The 14,984-nt window shown below is 71.8% G+C and carries 14 protein-coding genes and 1 pseudogene; 5 read left to right on the forward strand and 10 right to left on the reverse strand.

Features of this window, described 5'->3' with window-relative positions; all coding sequences use genetic code 11:
• Positions 1 to 59 precede the first annotated feature (59 nt).
• A complete protein-coding gene (gene glnA, locus ABZ192_RS11995) occupies positions 60 to 1,469 on the reverse strand; it encodes a type I glutamate--ammonia ligase (protein ID WP_356924376.1) in 1,410 nt (469 codons plus the stop codon).
• A gap of 210 nt (positions 1,470 to 1,679) precedes the next feature.
• Between glnA and ABZ192_RS12000 the strand changes: the two genes are divergently transcribed.
• Positions 1,680 to 2,147, forward strand: a complete 468-nt coding sequence (locus tag ABZ192_RS12000; protein WP_010037124.1) for an RDD family protein — start codon at positions 1,680 to 1,682, stop codon at positions 2,145 to 2,147.
• Between the two features lie 114 nt (positions 2,148 to 2,261).
• Here the strand turns inward: ABZ192_RS12000 and ABZ192_RS12005 are convergent, their stop codons facing one another.
• The 4 genes from ABZ192_RS12005 to lipB all read right to left on the reverse strand — a co-directional run bounded on the left by ABZ192_RS12005 (position 2,262) and on the right by lipB (position 5,379).
• Positions 2,262 to 2,966, reverse strand: coding sequence for a DUF4191 domain-containing protein (locus ABZ192_RS12005; RefSeq protein WP_356924377.1), 705 nt, complete (start codon positions 2,964 to 2,966; stop codon positions 2,262 to 2,264).
• A 79-nt stretch (positions 2,967 to 3,045) separates the two neighbouring features.
• The gene (locus ABZ192_RS12010; RefSeq protein WP_010037129.1) at positions 3,046 to 3,258 is read right to left on the reverse strand and encodes a hypothetical protein; all 213 of its coding nucleotides are present in this window, start codon (positions 3,256 to 3,258) and stop codon (positions 3,046 to 3,048) included.
• 260 nt (positions 3,259 to 3,518) lie between these two features.
• Positions 3,519 to 4,484, reverse strand: coding sequence for a lipoyl synthase (gene lipA / locus ABZ192_RS12015; protein ID WP_356924378.1), 966 nt, complete (start codon positions 4,482 to 4,484; stop codon positions 3,519 to 3,521).
• Between the two features lie 94 nt (positions 4,485 to 4,578).
• Positions 4,579 to 5,379: a lipoyl(octanoyl) transferase LipB gene (gene lipB / locus ABZ192_RS12020; protein WP_356924379.1), complete on the reverse strand. Its 801-nt coding sequence runs from the start codon at positions 5,377 to 5,379 to the stop codon at positions 4,579 to 4,581.
• A 238-nt stretch (positions 5,380 to 5,617) separates the two neighbouring features.
• Between lipB and ABZ192_RS12025 the strand changes: the two genes are divergently transcribed.
• Complete coding sequence (locus ABZ192_RS12025) at positions 5,618 to 7,090, forward strand: regulator (RefSeq protein ID WP_356924380.1); 1,473 nt, start codon at positions 5,618 to 5,620, stop codon at positions 7,088 to 7,090.
• 53 nt (positions 7,091 to 7,143) lie between these two features.
• On the opposite strand, the gene ABZ192_RS12030 is transcribed toward ABZ192_RS12025, so the two are convergent.
• Positions 7,144 to 8,550, reverse strand: a complete 1,407-nt coding sequence (locus tag ABZ192_RS12030) for an NAD(P)/FAD-dependent oxidoreductase (protein WP_356924381.1) — start codon at positions 8,548 to 8,550, stop codon at positions 7,144 to 7,146.
• Positions 8,551 to 8,833: 283 nt separating this feature from the next.
• Complete coding sequence (locus ABZ192_RS12035; protein ID WP_356924382.1) at positions 8,834 to 9,736, reverse strand: TIGR01777 family oxidoreductase; 903 nt, start codon at positions 9,734 to 9,736, stop codon at positions 8,834 to 8,836.
• Between the two features lie 70 nt (positions 9,737 to 9,806).
• Here ABZ192_RS12035 and ABZ192_RS12040 point away from each other — a divergent pair, with 70 nt between their 5' ends.
• On the forward strand, positions 9,807 to 10,304 hold the full coding sequence (locus tag ABZ192_RS12040) for a GNAT family N-acetyltransferase (RefSeq protein WP_356924383.1): 498 nt from the start codon (positions 9,807 to 9,809) through the stop codon (positions 10,302 to 10,304).
• A gap of 16 nt (positions 10,305 to 10,320) precedes the next feature.
• On the opposite strand, the gene ABZ192_RS12045 is transcribed toward ABZ192_RS12040, so the two are convergent.
• Positions 10,321 to 11,505, reverse strand: coding sequence for a MarP family serine protease (locus tag ABZ192_RS12045; protein ID WP_356924384.1), 1,185 nt, complete (start codon positions 11,503 to 11,505; stop codon positions 10,321 to 10,323).
• A gap of 260 nt (positions 11,506 to 11,765) precedes the next feature.
• Here ABZ192_RS12045 and ABZ192_RS12050 point away from each other — a divergent pair, with 260 nt between their 5' ends.
• On the forward strand, positions 11,766 to 12,617 hold the full coding sequence (locus tag ABZ192_RS12050) for a peptidoglycan recognition protein (RefSeq protein WP_356924385.1): 852 nt from the start codon (positions 11,766 to 11,768) through the stop codon (positions 12,615 to 12,617).
• A gap of 154 nt (positions 12,618 to 12,771) precedes the next feature.
• Here ABZ192_RS12050 and ABZ192_RS12055 read toward each other — a convergent pair whose 3' ends face one another.
• Entirely contained in the window at positions 12,772 to 13,290 is a 519-nt protein-coding gene (locus ABZ192_RS12055) for a DUF4240 domain-containing protein (protein ID WP_356924386.1), read from the reverse strand.
• Positions 13,291 to 13,374: 84 nt separating this feature from the next.
• Between ABZ192_RS12055 and ABZ192_RS12060 the strand changes: the two are divergent.
• Positions 13,375 to 13,965: pseudogene (locus tag ABZ192_RS12060) on the forward strand (IS200/IS605 family accessory protein TnpB-related protein); the annotation flags it as partial.
• Here ABZ192_RS12060 and ABZ192_RS12065 read toward each other — a convergent pair.
• The gene (locus ABZ192_RS12065) at positions 13,962 to 14,939 is read right to left on the reverse strand and encodes a YafY family protein (protein WP_356924387.1); all 978 of its coding nucleotides are present in this window, start codon (positions 14,937 to 14,939) and stop codon (positions 13,962 to 13,964) included. The pseudogene ABZ192_RS12060 and the gene ABZ192_RS12065 sit on opposite strands and share 4 nt — an antisense overlap.
• Positions 14,940 to 14,984 lie beyond the last annotated feature (45 nt).

Here is a 14,984-nt window from a genome sequence, read left to right on the forward strand (position 1 = left end):
GGCGGAGGCGCGGTTCGTGATGCCTCGATCAGGCGTCGATCACACGGATCGGGTGTCGATCACACGTCGAAGTACAGCTCGAACTCGTGCGGGTGCGGACGCAGCTGCAGCGGCGCGATCTCGTTCGTGCGCTTGTAGTCGATCCACGTCTCGATCAGGTCCGGCGTGAACACGTCGCCCTGGAGGAGGAACTCGTGGTCGGCCTCGAGGGAGTCGAGGACGGCCGGGAGCGAGGTCGGGACCTGCGGGACGCCCGCGTGCTCCTCGGGGGCGAGCTCGTAGAGATCCTTGTCGATCGGCTCGGCCGGCTCGATCTTGTTCTTGATGCCGTCCAGGCCCGCGAGCAGCAGCGCGGAGAACGCCAGGTACGGGTTGCCGGAGGAGTCGGGCGCGCGGAACTCGACGCGCTTGGCCTTCGGGTTCGAGCCCGTGATCGGGATACGCATCGCGGCGGAGCGGTTGCGCTGCGAGTAGACCAGGTTCACCGGGGCCTCGAAGCCGGGGACCAGGCGGTGGTACGAGTTCACCGTCGGGTTGGTGAAGGCCAGCAGCGACGGGGCGTGCTTGAGGATGCCGCCGATGTAGTAGCGGGCGGTGTCCGACAGGCCCGCGTAACCGGCCTCGTCGTAGAAGAGCGGGGAGCCGCCCGCCCACAGGGACTGGTGGACGTGCATGCCCGAGCCGTTGTCACCGAAGATCGGCTTCGGCATGAAGGTCGCGGTCTTGCCGTTCTTCCACGCCACGTTCTTCACGATGTACTTGAAGAGCTGGAGGTCGTCCGCGGCGGCGAGCAGCGTGTTGAACTTGTAGTTGATCTCGGCCTGGCCGGCGGTGCCCACCTCATGGTGCTGGCGCTCGACCTGCAGGCCGGCGCGGTTCAGCTCCAGGGAGATCTCGGCGCGCAGGTCGGCGAAGTGGTCGACCGGCGGGACCGGGAAGTAGCCGCCCTTGTAGCGGACCTTGTAACCACGGTTGTCCTCGAGGGCGCCGGTGTTCCAGGCGCCGGCCTCGGAGTCGATGTGGTAGAAGGACTCGTTCGCGGTGGTCGCGAAGCGGACGGAGTCGAAGACGTAGAACTCGGCCTCGGGGCCGAAGTACGCCGTGTCGGCGATCCCGGTGGAGGCGAGGTAGGCCTCGGCCTTCTTCGCCACGTTGCGCGGGTCACGGGAGTACTGCTCGCCCGTGATCGGGTCGTGGATGAAGAAGTTGATGTTCAGCGTCTTGTCACGGCGGAACGGGTCGACACGGGCGGTCGACAGGTCCGCGCGCAGCGCCATGTCGGACTCGTGAATGGCCTGGAAGCCGCGGATGGACGAGCCGTCGAAGGCCAGCTCCTCGTCCGCGTCGAACGCCTCGGCAGGCACCGTGAAGTGCTGCATCACGCCCGGCAGGTCGCAGAAGCGGACGTCGATGAACTTGACGTCCTCGTCCGCGATGAACTTCTTGGCCTCGTCGGCGTTCTGGAACATCCAGCTCCTCCTACTCCCGACCGTCCCGCCGGGGTGGTAGTTCGTTCGTGCGGCCAGTGCGGGTGGCACACGCTGACCTCGACCCTAGGGACGGGTGGTTTCTCGGGCGTGACTCATTTGTTTCGCACAAGTTAACCGGCTCACCTTCCACCGTAGCCCCGACGCACCCCGCCGTGCCCTGGTCATTTCCGGGCGCAGTACCGTGGACGGGTGGACAACAGGCAAGCACTCGGATCGTGGCTTTCCGGGCCCCGCGCGGCGGCGGAAGAGGCCGGTGTCGACTTCGGATACCGGGGTGAGCAGCTCGGTCTGCCCGAGGAGGGACCCGGCTCGATCGCCCGCCCGGGGCGGCGGCTCGGCGCCCTCGCCGTGGACTGGGGCCTGAGCCTCCTGATCGCATACGGTCTCATTACCCAGAGCTACAACGAAGCGGCCCAGATCTGGGCGCCGCTGATCATGTTCGCCCTGATGGTACTCACGGTCGGTACGGTCGGCTTCACGCCGGGCAAGCGGCTGCTCGGCCTGCGGGTGCTCGCCCTGGACACCGGCCGCGTCAGCCCCTGGCGCGCGGTGCTGCGCACGGTCCTGCTCTTCCTCGCGATCCCCGCCCTGATCTGGGACCGCGACGGCCGGGGCCTGCACGACCGGCTGGCGGGCACGGTCGAGGTGCGCATCTGAGGTGCGCATCTGAGGTGCGCATCTGACGCGCAATCCGACACGCGCGAACGGACGTGAGTGAAGGGGCGGCCGGAGTGATCCGGCCGCCCCTTCACTCATGAGGTGTGCGGGCTGTCAGCGCGCCTTCGGCCCGCCGCCCCTGGGCATCCGCATGCCCTTGGGCATCGGCCCCTTCGGCAGCGGCATGTTGCTCATCAGGTCGCCCAGGGCGCGCAGCCGGTCGTTGGTGGCGGTGACCTGCGGGCCGGTCAGCACGCGGGGCAGCTTCAGCATGGTCGTGCGCAGCTTCTTCAGCTCGACCTGGCCCTCGCCCGTGCCCACGACCAGGTCGTGCACCGGGACGTCCGCGACGATGCGGTTCATCTTCTTCTTCTCGGCGGCGAGCAGGGACTTCACCCGGTTCGGGTTGCCCTCGGCGACCAGGACGATGCCGGCCTTGCCGACCGCGCGGTGCACCACGTCCTGGTTGCGGTTCATCGCCACCGCGGGGGTCGTCGTCCACCCCCGGCCGATGTTGTCGAGCACCGCCGCCGCGGCACCGGGCTGGCCCTCCATCTGCCCGAAGGCGGCCCGCTCGGCCCGGCGCCCGAACACGATCGCCGACGCGAGGAAGGCGAGCAGGAGGCCCAGGATTCCGGCATAGATGGGGTGACCGATCAAGAAACCGATCGCGAGGAAGACACCGAAGGTGACGATTCCGACTGCCGCGAGTACAAGACCGATCTTCTTGTCGGCCTTGCGGGTCATCTTGTAGGTCAGGGCGATCTGCTTCAGTCGCCCGGGGTTCGCAGCGTCCGCTGCAGGTTCCTTCCTCGCCATGCCACGCAGTCTACGTGGCCCCACAAGCGCCTACGACGGCAGTGTCCGCAGGGCGACTCGCGGGGGAGGGGGACGGGCTTCAGGGGTGGACGGAGAGGGAGCGGGAGACGGACTGCTCGAGGACGCGCTGCGCCTCGACCCGGTCCTTGGCGCGACGGCGGTCCTCCAGCACGGAGGTCCAGGCGTTGCGGCGGGCGGTGCGCTGACCGCTGCTCAGCAGCAGCGACTCGACGGCACGCAGGGCGGTGGTGAAGGACGGAATCGCGGTGGCGCGAACGGGCGCGGCCTGCATGGGTGAGGTCCCCCCTCGGGAGCGGTGTACGTGCTGTGAGTTCAGCGTCACTGATTGGTGTTACCAGGGCGTGTCCGACCGGTCAAACACCCATGAAGCCCCGGCGTGGATCCGCGGAACGCCGACGCGGTCCTGACATACGCCCTCATCTGCGAGGACGGTCAGGACCGCGTCATATCGGTCACTACCGGCGGGTAGTCTCTTGTGCGCGAATTCACACGCTTGTCTCGCCCTTTGGCGGGAAGGGCGGTGACGGTTCGTCAGACAGCTTGGGCCGCGATGCGCGCGTCCCGCTGCTCCATGGCCATCTGATACAGCCGACCGGCGCGGTACGAGGACCGCACGAGCGGGCCCGACATCACACCGGAGAAGCCGATCTGCTCGGCCTCCTCCTTCAGCTCCACGAACTCGTGCGGCTTGACCCAGCGCTCCACCGGGTGGTGGCGCACGGAGGGCCGCAGGTACTGCGTGATGGTGACCAGCTCGCAGCCAGCGTCGTGCAGCTGCTGCAGCGCCTCGCTGACCTCCTCGCGGGTCTCGCCCATGCCGAGGATCAGATTCGACTTGGTGACGAGGCCGTAGTCGCGGGCCGCGGTGATGACCTTCAGGGAGCGCTCGTAGCGGAAGCCGGGGCGGATCCGCTTGAAGATCCGCGGGACCGTCTCGACGTTGTGCGCGAAGACCTCGGGGCGGGAGGAGAAGACCTCCTCCAGCTGCTCCGGGACGGCGTTGAAGTCGGGCGCGAGCAGCTCGACCTTCGTCCGGCCGGCCTCGCGGCCTGCCGTCTGCTGGTGGATCTGGCGGACCGTCTCCGCGTACAGCCAGGCGCCGCCGTCCTCCAGGTCGTCGCGGGCGACGCCGGTGATCGTGGCGTAGTTCAGGTCCATGGTGACCACGGACTCACCCACGCGGCGCGGCTCGTCGCGGTCGAGCGCCTCGGGCTTGCCCGTGTCGATCTGGCAGAAGTCACAGCGCCGGGTGCACTGGTCGCCGCCGATGAGGAACGTGGCCTCGCGGTCCTCCCAGCACTCGTAGATGTTGGGGCAGCCGGCTTCCTGGCAGACCGTGTGCAGGCCCTCGCTCTTCACGAGGTTCTGCATCTTGGTGTACTCGGGGCCCATTTTCGCCCGGGTCTTGATCCACTCGGGCTTGCGCTCGATGGGGGTCTGGCTGTTGCGGACCTCCAGGCGCAGCATCTTGCGTCCGTCGGGTGCGACTGCGGACACGACCGGCTCCCTAGCGATTGATTCTTCGGCGTCCTCAAGGGTACGCCCGTTGATTTGAAAGCCTGTGTGGGTGCCAGCCCCTCCACAGCCCGTTTTATGCCGCGGGCGCCTTCTCGATCTCCCGCGGCTTCAGCTCGGCGTTCTCCAGGACGTCCCTCAGGTGCCGCTCGACGACCGGCAGGACCTCCTCGATCGTGACGTCGCGGCCCAGCTCGCTCGCCAGGGAGGCGACCCCCGCGTCACGGATGCCGCACGGGATGATCCGGTCGAACCACTTGTTGTCCGGGTTCACGTTGAGCGAGAAGCCGTGCATGGTGACACCCTTGGCCACGCGGATGCCGATCGCGGCGATCTTGCGGTCCTCGCGGCGCTGGCCCGCGTTGGAGGGCGCGTACTCCGGGCCGTTCAGGCGCGGGTCGAACTCCTCGTCGTGCAGCCTCGGGTCGAAGTCCAGGGCCAGGCCGCCGAGCGCGGGGCGCTGCTCGACCGGGTCGCCCAGCACCCACACCCCGCTGCGGCCCTCGACCCGGGTGGTCTCCAGACCGAACTCCGCGCAGGTACGGATCAGGGCCTCTTCGAGGCGGCGCACGTGCGCCACGACGTCCACCGGGCGCGGCAGCTTCTGGATGGGGTAGCCCACCAACTGGCCGGGGCCGTGCCAGGTGATCTTGCCGCCGCGGTCCACGTCGATGACCGGTGTGCCGTCGAGGGGCCGCTCGTTGTCCGCCGTGCGCCGGCCCGCCGTGTAGACCGGGGGGTGCTCCAGGAGCAGCACGGTGTCGGGGACCTCGTCCGCGAAGCGCGCCGCGTGCACCCGGCGCTGTTCGTCCCACGCCTCCTGGTACTCGACGGCCTCGTCACCGAACCCCATGCGGACGAACCGCAACTCACTCACGGCAAGCGCCTCCCTAGGACGGGTGTGTCAGGCACGTATCGCGCCCCAGCCACTGTACGTCCGGCCCGGGCACGTCAGTCCTGGGGCCAATCCTCACACGATCGGATGAATGTCCGGGAAAATGTGTGATGGGGTGCTTACTCTCCGCTACATTCTCGCCGTCCAGCAAGCCAAAAGGCCTGCTCACAGGCAATCCGGCAGATCACCAGCACCGGAAGGCAGGAGACCGCACCGCACCATGACGGAACGACCCGCGCAGCGCACCCCCAACCGACAGCTCGCCGCGCTCATCGCAGAAGCGGGGTTCTCCAACGCGGGTCTCGCCCGTCGCGTGGACCAGCTCGGTCTCGAACACGGACTCGACCTGAGATACGACAAGACATCCGTCACCCGGTGGCTGCGCGGCCAGCAGCCCAGGGGCACCACGCCCGCGCTGATCGCCGAGGTCTTCACCCGGCGCCTGGGCCGCCGCCTCACCGCCCAGGACCTCGGCCTGGACGCCTGCGCGCCCGTCTACGCGGGGCTGGAGTTCGCGTCCACCCCCGAGGAGGCCGTCGACATCGTCAGCGGGCTGTGGCGCAAGGACTCCGGCAGCCACGCCGAGCTGCGCAAGATCGCCTTCACACCGGCCGGGCTCGTCGTGCCCAGCCGGGACTGGCTGATCGGCCGCGCCGACGAGAAGGTGGCCCGGGGTGAGCCGGCCGCCGCCCGCATCCCGGCGCGGGGCCGCCCCGCCCTCCGTCCGTCCGCCGAGCAGGGCGTGCCGTCCCTGCCCCGCCAGCGCGGGCAGGCCGAACGCGGACCCGGCCAGAAGGTGACCGCCGGCGACATCGCCGCCCTGCGCTCCGTCGGCGAGTTGTTCCGCACCCTCGACGACGCCTACGGCGGCGGCCACGCCCGCCAGGCCCTCGTGCGCTATCTGGAGCACGAGTGCGAGCCCATGCTGCGCGGCACCTACGGCGAGCAGACCGGCCGCCGGCTGTTCGCCGCCGCCGCCGACCTGACCCGGCTCGCGGGCTGGACGTCGTACGACATCGCCGCGCACGGCCTCGCCCAGCGCTACTTCGTGCAGGCGCTCCGGCTCGCCCAGGCGGCCGGGGACCGGACGTACGGGGCGTACGTGCTGGTCACCATGAGCCGGCAGGCCGTCTACCTCGGGCACGGACGGGAGGCGGTGCAGCTCGCGCGCGTGGCCCAGCAGGGTGTCGGCACCTCGGCCCCGCCGGTCGTCCAGGCGCTGCTGCACGCCTCCGAGGCGCGCGGGCACGGGGTGCTCGGCGAGGTGCGGGCCTGCACGGCCGCACTGGTCCGCGCCGAGCGCGCCCTGGAGACGGCCCGGGCCGGGGACGACGTCCCGCACTGGGCCAAGTTCTTCGACGAGGCGCAGCTCGCCGACGAGTTCGGGCACTGCCACCGGGACCTTCAGCAGTTCCGCGCCGCCGCCCAGCACGCGGAGCGCTCACTCCAGCTCCGCGCCCCGTCCTACGCCCGCAGCCGTCTGTTCTGCCGCGTCGTCCTCGCCACCGCCCGCCTCGGCCTCGGCGAACTCGACCAGGCCTGCCAACTGGCCGCGGAGGCGGCGGGCCAGGCCGCGGAGATGCGCTCGGTACGGGCGGTGGAGTACGTGAGGGACTTCGAGCGACGACTGGAGCCGTACAAGGATGCAGCGCCCGTGCGGACCTACCGCGATAAGGTAGCGGCCCTTCTTTAGGGGCGCGGGGAACTGCGCGAACGGCCACGACGAACCCGCACCCGACAAACCACCTACGCAGCCCGCGGCACAGTCGGCAGCGGATCGGCAACATGCATCGACCGCCCCGCCCCCAAGTCCGCCAAGATCGCCGCGGATGCCCGGTGCCCGGAGTGCAGAGCGCCCTGGACAGTACTGGTGTCCCGGTGATCCCCACACACATACAGCCCGGCCAACAACCGCACCGGCCGCCGCAGATCGTGCGGCGGCCGCATCGCGGGCACGGCCTCCGCCGTGTGGTGCACGGCCAACGTCTCCCACCGAGCCGTCGACACCCCGTACAGCCGCGCCACATGCATCCGCACGGCCGTGTCGACATCCCCCGGCGGTCGCCCCAGCACCGTCGAAGACACCAGGGCCCGCCCCGCCGGCGCCCGGGACGGATCGACGCGGCTGACCACCGCCGTGTACGCGACCGGCCCACCGAGATCCGCGTCGAGCAGCAAGGACGCCCCCGTGCCCGGCGGTTCGTCCGTCGTGTGGTGCACCACCGTCACCGGATGGAAGTCCGGCACCCGCAACCCGGGCAGCAACTCGGCCGCGGCCCTGGCGCCCGTCGCCACCAGCACCGCCCGGCAGCGGATCTCCCCGTGCTCGGCGGTGGTCACCGAGGTCGTGGAGACGGAGGTGACACGCACGCCGGTGTGCACGGTGCCCGGCGGCAGCGTGCTCGCCAGCAGCTCCGGCAGGGCCTCGGCGCCGCCCTCCGGCAGACACAGCCGCCCGCCCGCGAAGGCACGCAGCGCGAGGTCCGCGCACCGGCTGGACGTCGTCAGGTCCGGGTCGCACAGCAGGGCGGCCAGCAGCGGACGCAGGAAGCCGTCGATCGTCCGGGCCGGCAGCCCGCGAGCCGCCAGGGCCTCACCGGCGGGCAGCTCCGGGCGGGCCAGCAGCCGTTCGGCCGGGGTGCCGGCCAGCCGGGTCAGGGCGGCACCCAGGCGGGCCTGGTCGACGGCCGTGCCCAGCGGCGCACCGGACCGGCTCCGGGGCACCGAGACCTGCCGGCCGGGCACCGCCACCGGCCTCCTGGGCGGCCTGGGCGCGGACGGCGACCGGGGGGCGCTCGCCAGGGCGCGCACAGCGTGTAGTGCGCCCCGCGCGCCCCCTGTGCCCGCCCGGACGCCCGCGCGATGGTGGCGTCCGTCGCCGTGCAGCAGGACCCCGGGCGAGAAGGGGCGCAGCACGAGGGTGCCGAGGCCCGGTGTCAGCCGTAGCTCCGGGTACGCCGTGGACAGCAACTGGCCGATTCTGTCGAGCCGGAAGCCGTCGACCTTCTCCGTCGTCATCCGGCCGCCGACCCCGTCGGCGGCCTCCAGGACCATGGTCGTCACTCCTGCGCTGGTCAGCCGGTGCGCGGCCGAGAGTCCGGCGACCCCGGCCCCCACGACGACCACGTCCGCCTGGTAAGCGGGCTCAAGCACGTGCCCCTCCTCGAGGTTGCGCGGGCGCTGGAGACGTCATGCCCTCAACAGGCCCCAGGGATACGCGAGTTCTGGTCGAGCGTAGGGCCGTGATCGGTCAGGGGGAGTCGCGCATCGACAGGGCACGGTCGCACGGCGGTCGCATACGGATTCCTTGTGGGCGTGAAGTGGTCACAGAGGGCTGGTGTGCGGCGCGAGGGACTGTCTCGGAACAGTCGGTCAGCGGTCGGTCGGCAGTCGGTCAGCGGTCGGCCGGCAGTCCGTCGGCGGTCTCCCGGGTGCGTCACAACGCCGCCCGGATCGCCCCCTCGATCTCCGGGAAGGCGAACCGGAACCCCGACTCCAGCAGTCGCGTCGGCAGGACCCGGGCGCTGCCGAGCACATCCCCGGCCATCTCGCCGAGCACGGCCCGCAGGACGGGCGCGGGCACCGCGAACAGCGTCGGGCGGTGCAGCACGCGCCCCATCGCCGCCGTGATCTCACCGTTCGTCAGCGGGTTCGGGGCGGTGAGGTTGAACGGCCCGGACAGGCCGTCGGTGTCGATGAGATGCCGGATCGCGGCGACCTCGTCGTGCAGCGCGATGAACGACCAGTACTGCCGCCCGTCGCCCATCCGCCCGCCGAGCCCCGCCCGGAACAGCGGGAACAGCCGCCCCCACGCACCGCCCTCGCGGGAGACGACCAGCCCGGTCCGGGTGAACACCGTGCGGACACCGGCCTCCTGGGCGGGTGCGGTCGCGGCCTCCCACTCCACGCACAGCTCGGGAAGGAACCCCTCGCCCGCCGGGGCGCTCTCGTCGACGGCCCGGTCCCCGGTCTCGCCGTAGTAGCCCATGGCACTGCCGTTCACGAAGACCCGCGGCCGGTCCTGCTCGTCCAGCGAGGCGACAGCGCGGGCGAGCGCTGCCGTGCCGTTCACCCTGCTGTCGCGGATCCGCTGCTTGTAGGCGTCCGTCCAGCGGCGGTTGCCGACCCCCGCACCGGCCAGGTTCACCACCGCGTCGCACCCGGCGAGCCCGGGCGCGTCCACCCGCCCGCCCTCGGGGTCCCAGTGGACCTCGTCCGCGGCCCGGGGCGCACGGCGTACGAGACGCACCACCTCGTACCCGTCCGCTGTCAGGGACCGCACCAGGGCGCCGCCGATGAGACCGGACGCACCGGCCACTGCGATTCGTGAGCGTTCCATGGGCCCCATCCTGCCCGCCGGCGCCATAAATCCGGCGTACGGCCACAAGCCATCGCCGTAGGGTGACGCCATGCCCGAGTCCCGCGATCTCCGAATACGCCTCGCCACGCCCGATGACGGCGAAGGTCTGGCCCTGCTGGACCGGCTCGCGTGGTCGCACCTGCACGCCGTGGTACCCGAGCCGCAGCCGCCGTACCCGCCGTTCTTCAGCGAGCGGCACGCCCCCGAGGACTGCCTGGTCGCCGAACTCGGTGACCGCCTGGCGGGCTACCTCCACCTCGGCTTCCCGACGCCGGTCGACGCCAACCGGCACGTCCGGCAGATCCAGGGCCTCGTCGTCTCGCAGGAGGCGCGCGGCCGGGGTGTCGGGCGGGCGCTGGTCCGGACCGCCGTGGACGAGGCCCGCCGGCGCGGTGCCCGCCGCCTCACCCTGCGCGTCCTCTCCCACAACACCCCGGCACGCAAGCTCTACGAGGCCGAGGGATTCGTGGTGGAGGGAGTCCTGCCCGAGGAGTTCCGGCTCGATGGGCAGTACGTGGACGACGTGCTGATGGGACGTTTCCTCTGAGCCCGTGCCGGGGCGCCTAGGACGCGGCCAGCTCGCCCGTGTCCACCGGTGCCGTCGCGTTCGCCGCGCGCTCGGCGTCGGAGGAGACCTCGGCCGCCGTCAGCACGTAGCCCGTCTCGGCGTCCGAGGTGGAGCGGGCGAAGACCACGCCGAAGACCCGGCCGTCCGTGGTGAGGAGGGGCCCGCCGGAGTTGCCGGGGCGGACCGTGGAACGGATCGAGTAGATCTCGCGGGTGACCGTGCCGTCGTTGTAGATGTTCTGGCCCGTCGCCCGGACCCGGTTCGCGACCGTCGCCGCCTGGAGGTTCAGGTCGCCGTCCTGCGGATAGCCGGCGACCACCGCCGAGTCGCCGCGCTCGGCGTCGTCGTCGAACCGCAGCACGGGCGCCTTCAGGCCCGGCACGTACAGCACGGCCACGTCCTTCTGCGGGTCGAAGAGCACCACCCGCGCCTCGTACGTCCGCCCGACCCCGCCGATCTGCACGGTCGGCTCGTCGATGCCCGCCACCACGTGGGCGTTGGTCATCACGCGCTCTCGCGCGTACACGAACCCGCTGCCCTCCCGGCCCTGCGTGCCCGCGACGCCCTCGACCTTGACCGTGCTCAGCTTGGCGGCGTTCGTGGCGGCCGCCGTGACGCTGTCGCCGGAGGGGGCGGCGACCTCGGCGGTCGACTCGTTCTCGAAGGGGTTGAAGACCTGCGGGAAGCCCGCCTCGGTCAGCGCCGACGTGGCCCGCGAGAACCAGGCCGGGGTGGTGTCCGGCATCGTCTCCTGCACCGCGCCGAGCAGCCGGGAGTCCCGGATCGCCGACGTGACCAGCGGTGACGAGGACGCGCCCAGGACGCTCGCGGCCACCCACGCCACGATCAGGACCGCGACCGAGTTGGCCACGGCCCCGCCGATCCCGTCCGCCACCCGCAGCGGCCCCCTGTCCAGCTCCCGCCGCAGCCGGAGCGCGAGGCGCCCCGCCAGTTCGTGACCCACCACCGCCGGGAGCAGCACCGTCAGCACCGCCGTCACCGTCGCGCGGGTCGAACCGGGCGGCACCAGGTCCATCACCCACGGCAGGATCCACACGCCGACGACCGCACCGCCCACGAAGCCCGCCAGCGACACACAGCCGGCCACCAGCCCGCGCCGGTAGCCGGATGCCGCATAGGCCAGGACCACCAGCAACAGCAGGATGTCGAGCAGGTCCACGCAACGCCGCCTTTCGTTCGGAACCCCTTAGTACGTGGGGGAAGGGCCCGGTGATCAGTCACACGCGCGTGAATGATCAGAACCGGCCACGTGCGCGTGCACTCGGAAAAACGTCGCGGACCGTGACGATGGTTCCACCAGGTGGCACATCACACATCGCGGACGGACCGGATCAGGCCGACAGTGGGTCCATGCGTGTCTTGCGGAGACGGCGGGGTACGCGCAGGCGCCGCGCCGCTGGGACACCCGGCATAGCCGGTATGCCGCGCGCGGTCCGGGTGCTGCTCGGCTGCCTGCCGGGCGTCGCCGCCGTCGTGGCGCTGGTGCTGTGCGCCCACGGCGTCGAGCACGCCGCCGAGACCGGCGCCCGCCCGGCCGCGCACCGCCCCGCCGCCACGCCCTACACCGCCCCGCGCCCGTACATCGTGCCGCGATCGCAGTGGCTGGGCGACGCCGCCCGCAGGCAGCCCCGCCCGCGCTACGACGACCGGGTCGCCGCCGTCTTCGTCCACCACACCGACTCGCCCAACGGCTACGACTGCGCCGACGCGCCCCGCATCCTGCGGGACCTGTACACCGGCCAGACGGGCACCCGCGACTGGGACGACATCGGCTACAACTTCGTCGTCGACCGCTGCGGCACCGTCTACGAGGGCCGCGCCGGCGGCGTCGAGCGGGCCGTCACCGGCGCCCACACCCAGGGCTTCAACCACCGCACCACCGGCATCGCCGCCCTCGGCACCTTCACCGCGGGCATGCCCGTGCCCCGGGCGATGATCCACGCCATCGCCGCGCTGTCCGCCTGGAAGCTCGGCCTGACCGGCACCGACCCGCGGGCGCGCGTCCGCCTGGTCTCCAGCAACGGCCTGAGCCGGTACGCGGCCGGCACCGCCGCCGAGCTGCCCGCCCTCGCCGGCCACAACGACGGCTACATGACCAGCTGCCCGGGCGCCGCCCTGCACGCCAGGCTGCCCGAGATCAGGCAGCTGGCCGCCCGGCTGCAGGGCCGGCCGACGGGTCCACAGGAAGGCCACAGCGGGCGCGCAGGGGCCTCAGATCCCGGCGTCCTGCCGTCGACCCCACAGTCGGCCGACCGGAGGTGGGGATCATGAACAGCAGTACCTGGCCGGCAGCGGCGCGCGGCCCCTGGGCGGTGCACCCAGAGCACGCACCGGACGCCGCAGGGCCCGCCCTCCGGGCGGACGACGGGACTTCGCGGACACCCCCTGACCAGGCCAACGCCGCCCCGCTGCACCACGCGGTCGATCAGCCCCTGAAGCGCTCCCACAGCCGGGGATAGCGCTCGGCGAGCAGCTCCTCGTTCTCGAAGTCGAGCGGAGTGCCCTCCGGTTCCGGGGGCGCGGGCGGGATCCCCAGATCGGGGGCGACCGTGCCGGTGAGCTGCTCGTAGGCCTCGTCCGCCGCGTAGCCGAGCTCCTCGCCGTCGCCGTCGATCTCCTCGTCGAAGTCGTCCAGCAGATCGGCGAGCGAGTCCGGGTCGTGCACGGCGCCCTCGAAGACATGGCGGCCCTGGCCGATCAGCCAGCAGCGGAAGAAGTCGAAGGCGTCGTCGCTCGCCCCGTCCAGCAGCACCCAGGCGGCGCCCCACAGGTCCCAGCGGTAGGCCCGGTTGTAGCGGGACTCGAAGTGCCGGGCGAAGTCCAGGACCGAGTCCGGGTCCTTCTGCGTGAGCCGCTCCACGAGCAGGTCGGCCTGCTCTTCCGGGTCGCCCTCGGCGGCCTCCCGGGTGTCGTCCACCAGCTCCCAGAACTCCGTCTCGTCCATCACGGGTCCAGCATCGGGCCTGGGGCACGGGGGCGCACCCGGAGTGCGCGGGATCGTTATACGCCGTCCCGGGGGTGGTACGGCTTCTACGACCTGTCCGGCACCGCCGCGCACCGGGACGCCCAGATCCGCCATGCGCTGACCCGGCTGCTGCACCACACCCGCCGCAGTGCAGCCGAGGCGATCGCCATCGAGGACCTCGACTTCACCGACGGCACCAGCCGGGAGAAGCACGGCCGTAACAAGCGGTTCCGGCGTCTGATCTCCCGCTTTCCCACCGCGAAGCTGAAGGCGCGGCTGGTGTCGATGGCCGCCGACACCTCCCGGTGGGGTGCCCAGCACTGGCAGCAGCCCCTGACCACATCCCATCGTGACACCACTCGCCACGACGCGGCAGCCGTGGCCATCGGACGGCGCGCCCTGGGGCATCCGATCCGGCGACGGACGGCACCACCCCGCAACGACCAGAGCGATCGTTACGGGCATCGGACCGTCCAGGCGGGACCGGAGACCTCCGGGCGTGAGGGACCCCGCCCCCGCATTCCCGGACCACGCACCAGATGCGTGCCGCCCGGACGCGGAGTGAAAGCGGGCGACCAGCGTGCCCAACACCGTTCGGAGCACGCGGCTGAGCATGAGCCCTGGCAGCAGGACTCACTCCCGCTCAGTCTTTAGGAACGGTGGTACAGCCCGGCCAGCCGCAGCGCGTCCCCGGCGAACCGCTCGCGCAGGCTCTCCGGCGCCAGTACCTCCACCTCCGGGCCCAGCGCCGTCAACTGGGTGTGGGCGACCTCCTCGGACTCCACCGGCAGGGCCACCGTCACCCAGCCGTCACCGTCCGGGGCGTCCGCCTCCGCCAGGGCCTCACGGGCGGACAGCGAGTCGAGGGCGTGCGGCAGCCTGCGTACCCCTTCGGGGGACAGCCGCACCACGACCCGCGCCCGCAGTAGGGACCGCGCGAACTGCTCCGCCCGCTCCTCCCAGAAGGCCGGCAGATCGAACTCCGGCTCCCGCTCGAAGCGCTCCTCGCCCGGGTCCACCGCCGTGAACCGGTCGATCCGGTACACCCGGAAGGACCCGCCCCCGGCCACCCTGGCGCACAGGTACCAGACGCCCGCCTTCAGCACGAGCCCGTACGGCTCCAGCTCCCGGACGACCTCGTCCTCACCGCGCCGGTAGCGCGCGGTGATCCGCCGGTCGTCCCACACCGCGTCGGCGACCGCCGGCAGCAGCACGGGCGTCTTCGGCTCCCTGAACCAGTTCGGGGCGTCCAGGTGGAACCGCTGCGCCGCCGTCCTGGACGCGTCCCGCAGGGAGGGCAGCAGGGCGGCCGAGACCTTCAGCCGGGCCGCCGAGGCGGCGTCCTCCAAGCCCATCTCGCGCAGGGCGCCCGGCACCCCGGACAGGAACAGCGCCTCGGCCTCGCTGCGGTGCAGCCCGGTCAGCCGCGTACGGTACCCGCCGACCAGCCGGTACCCGCCGACCCGGCCCCGGTCCGCGTACACCGGCACACCCGCCTCCGACAGCGCCTGGGCGTCCCGGGTGACCGTCCGCTCCGACACCTCCAGCTCACGGGCGAGCTCGGCGGCCGTCATGGAGGGCCGGGACTGGAGCAGCAGCACCATCTTGATGAGCCGGGCAGCGCGCATGGACCACATCATGCAGCAGGAGGCCCCCGCCGCAGCGGGAGCCTC

Source organism: Streptomyces sp. NPDC006235, assembly GCF_040613735.1.
GTDB lineage: Bacteria > Actinomycetota > Actinomycetes > Streptomycetales > Streptomycetaceae > Streptomyces.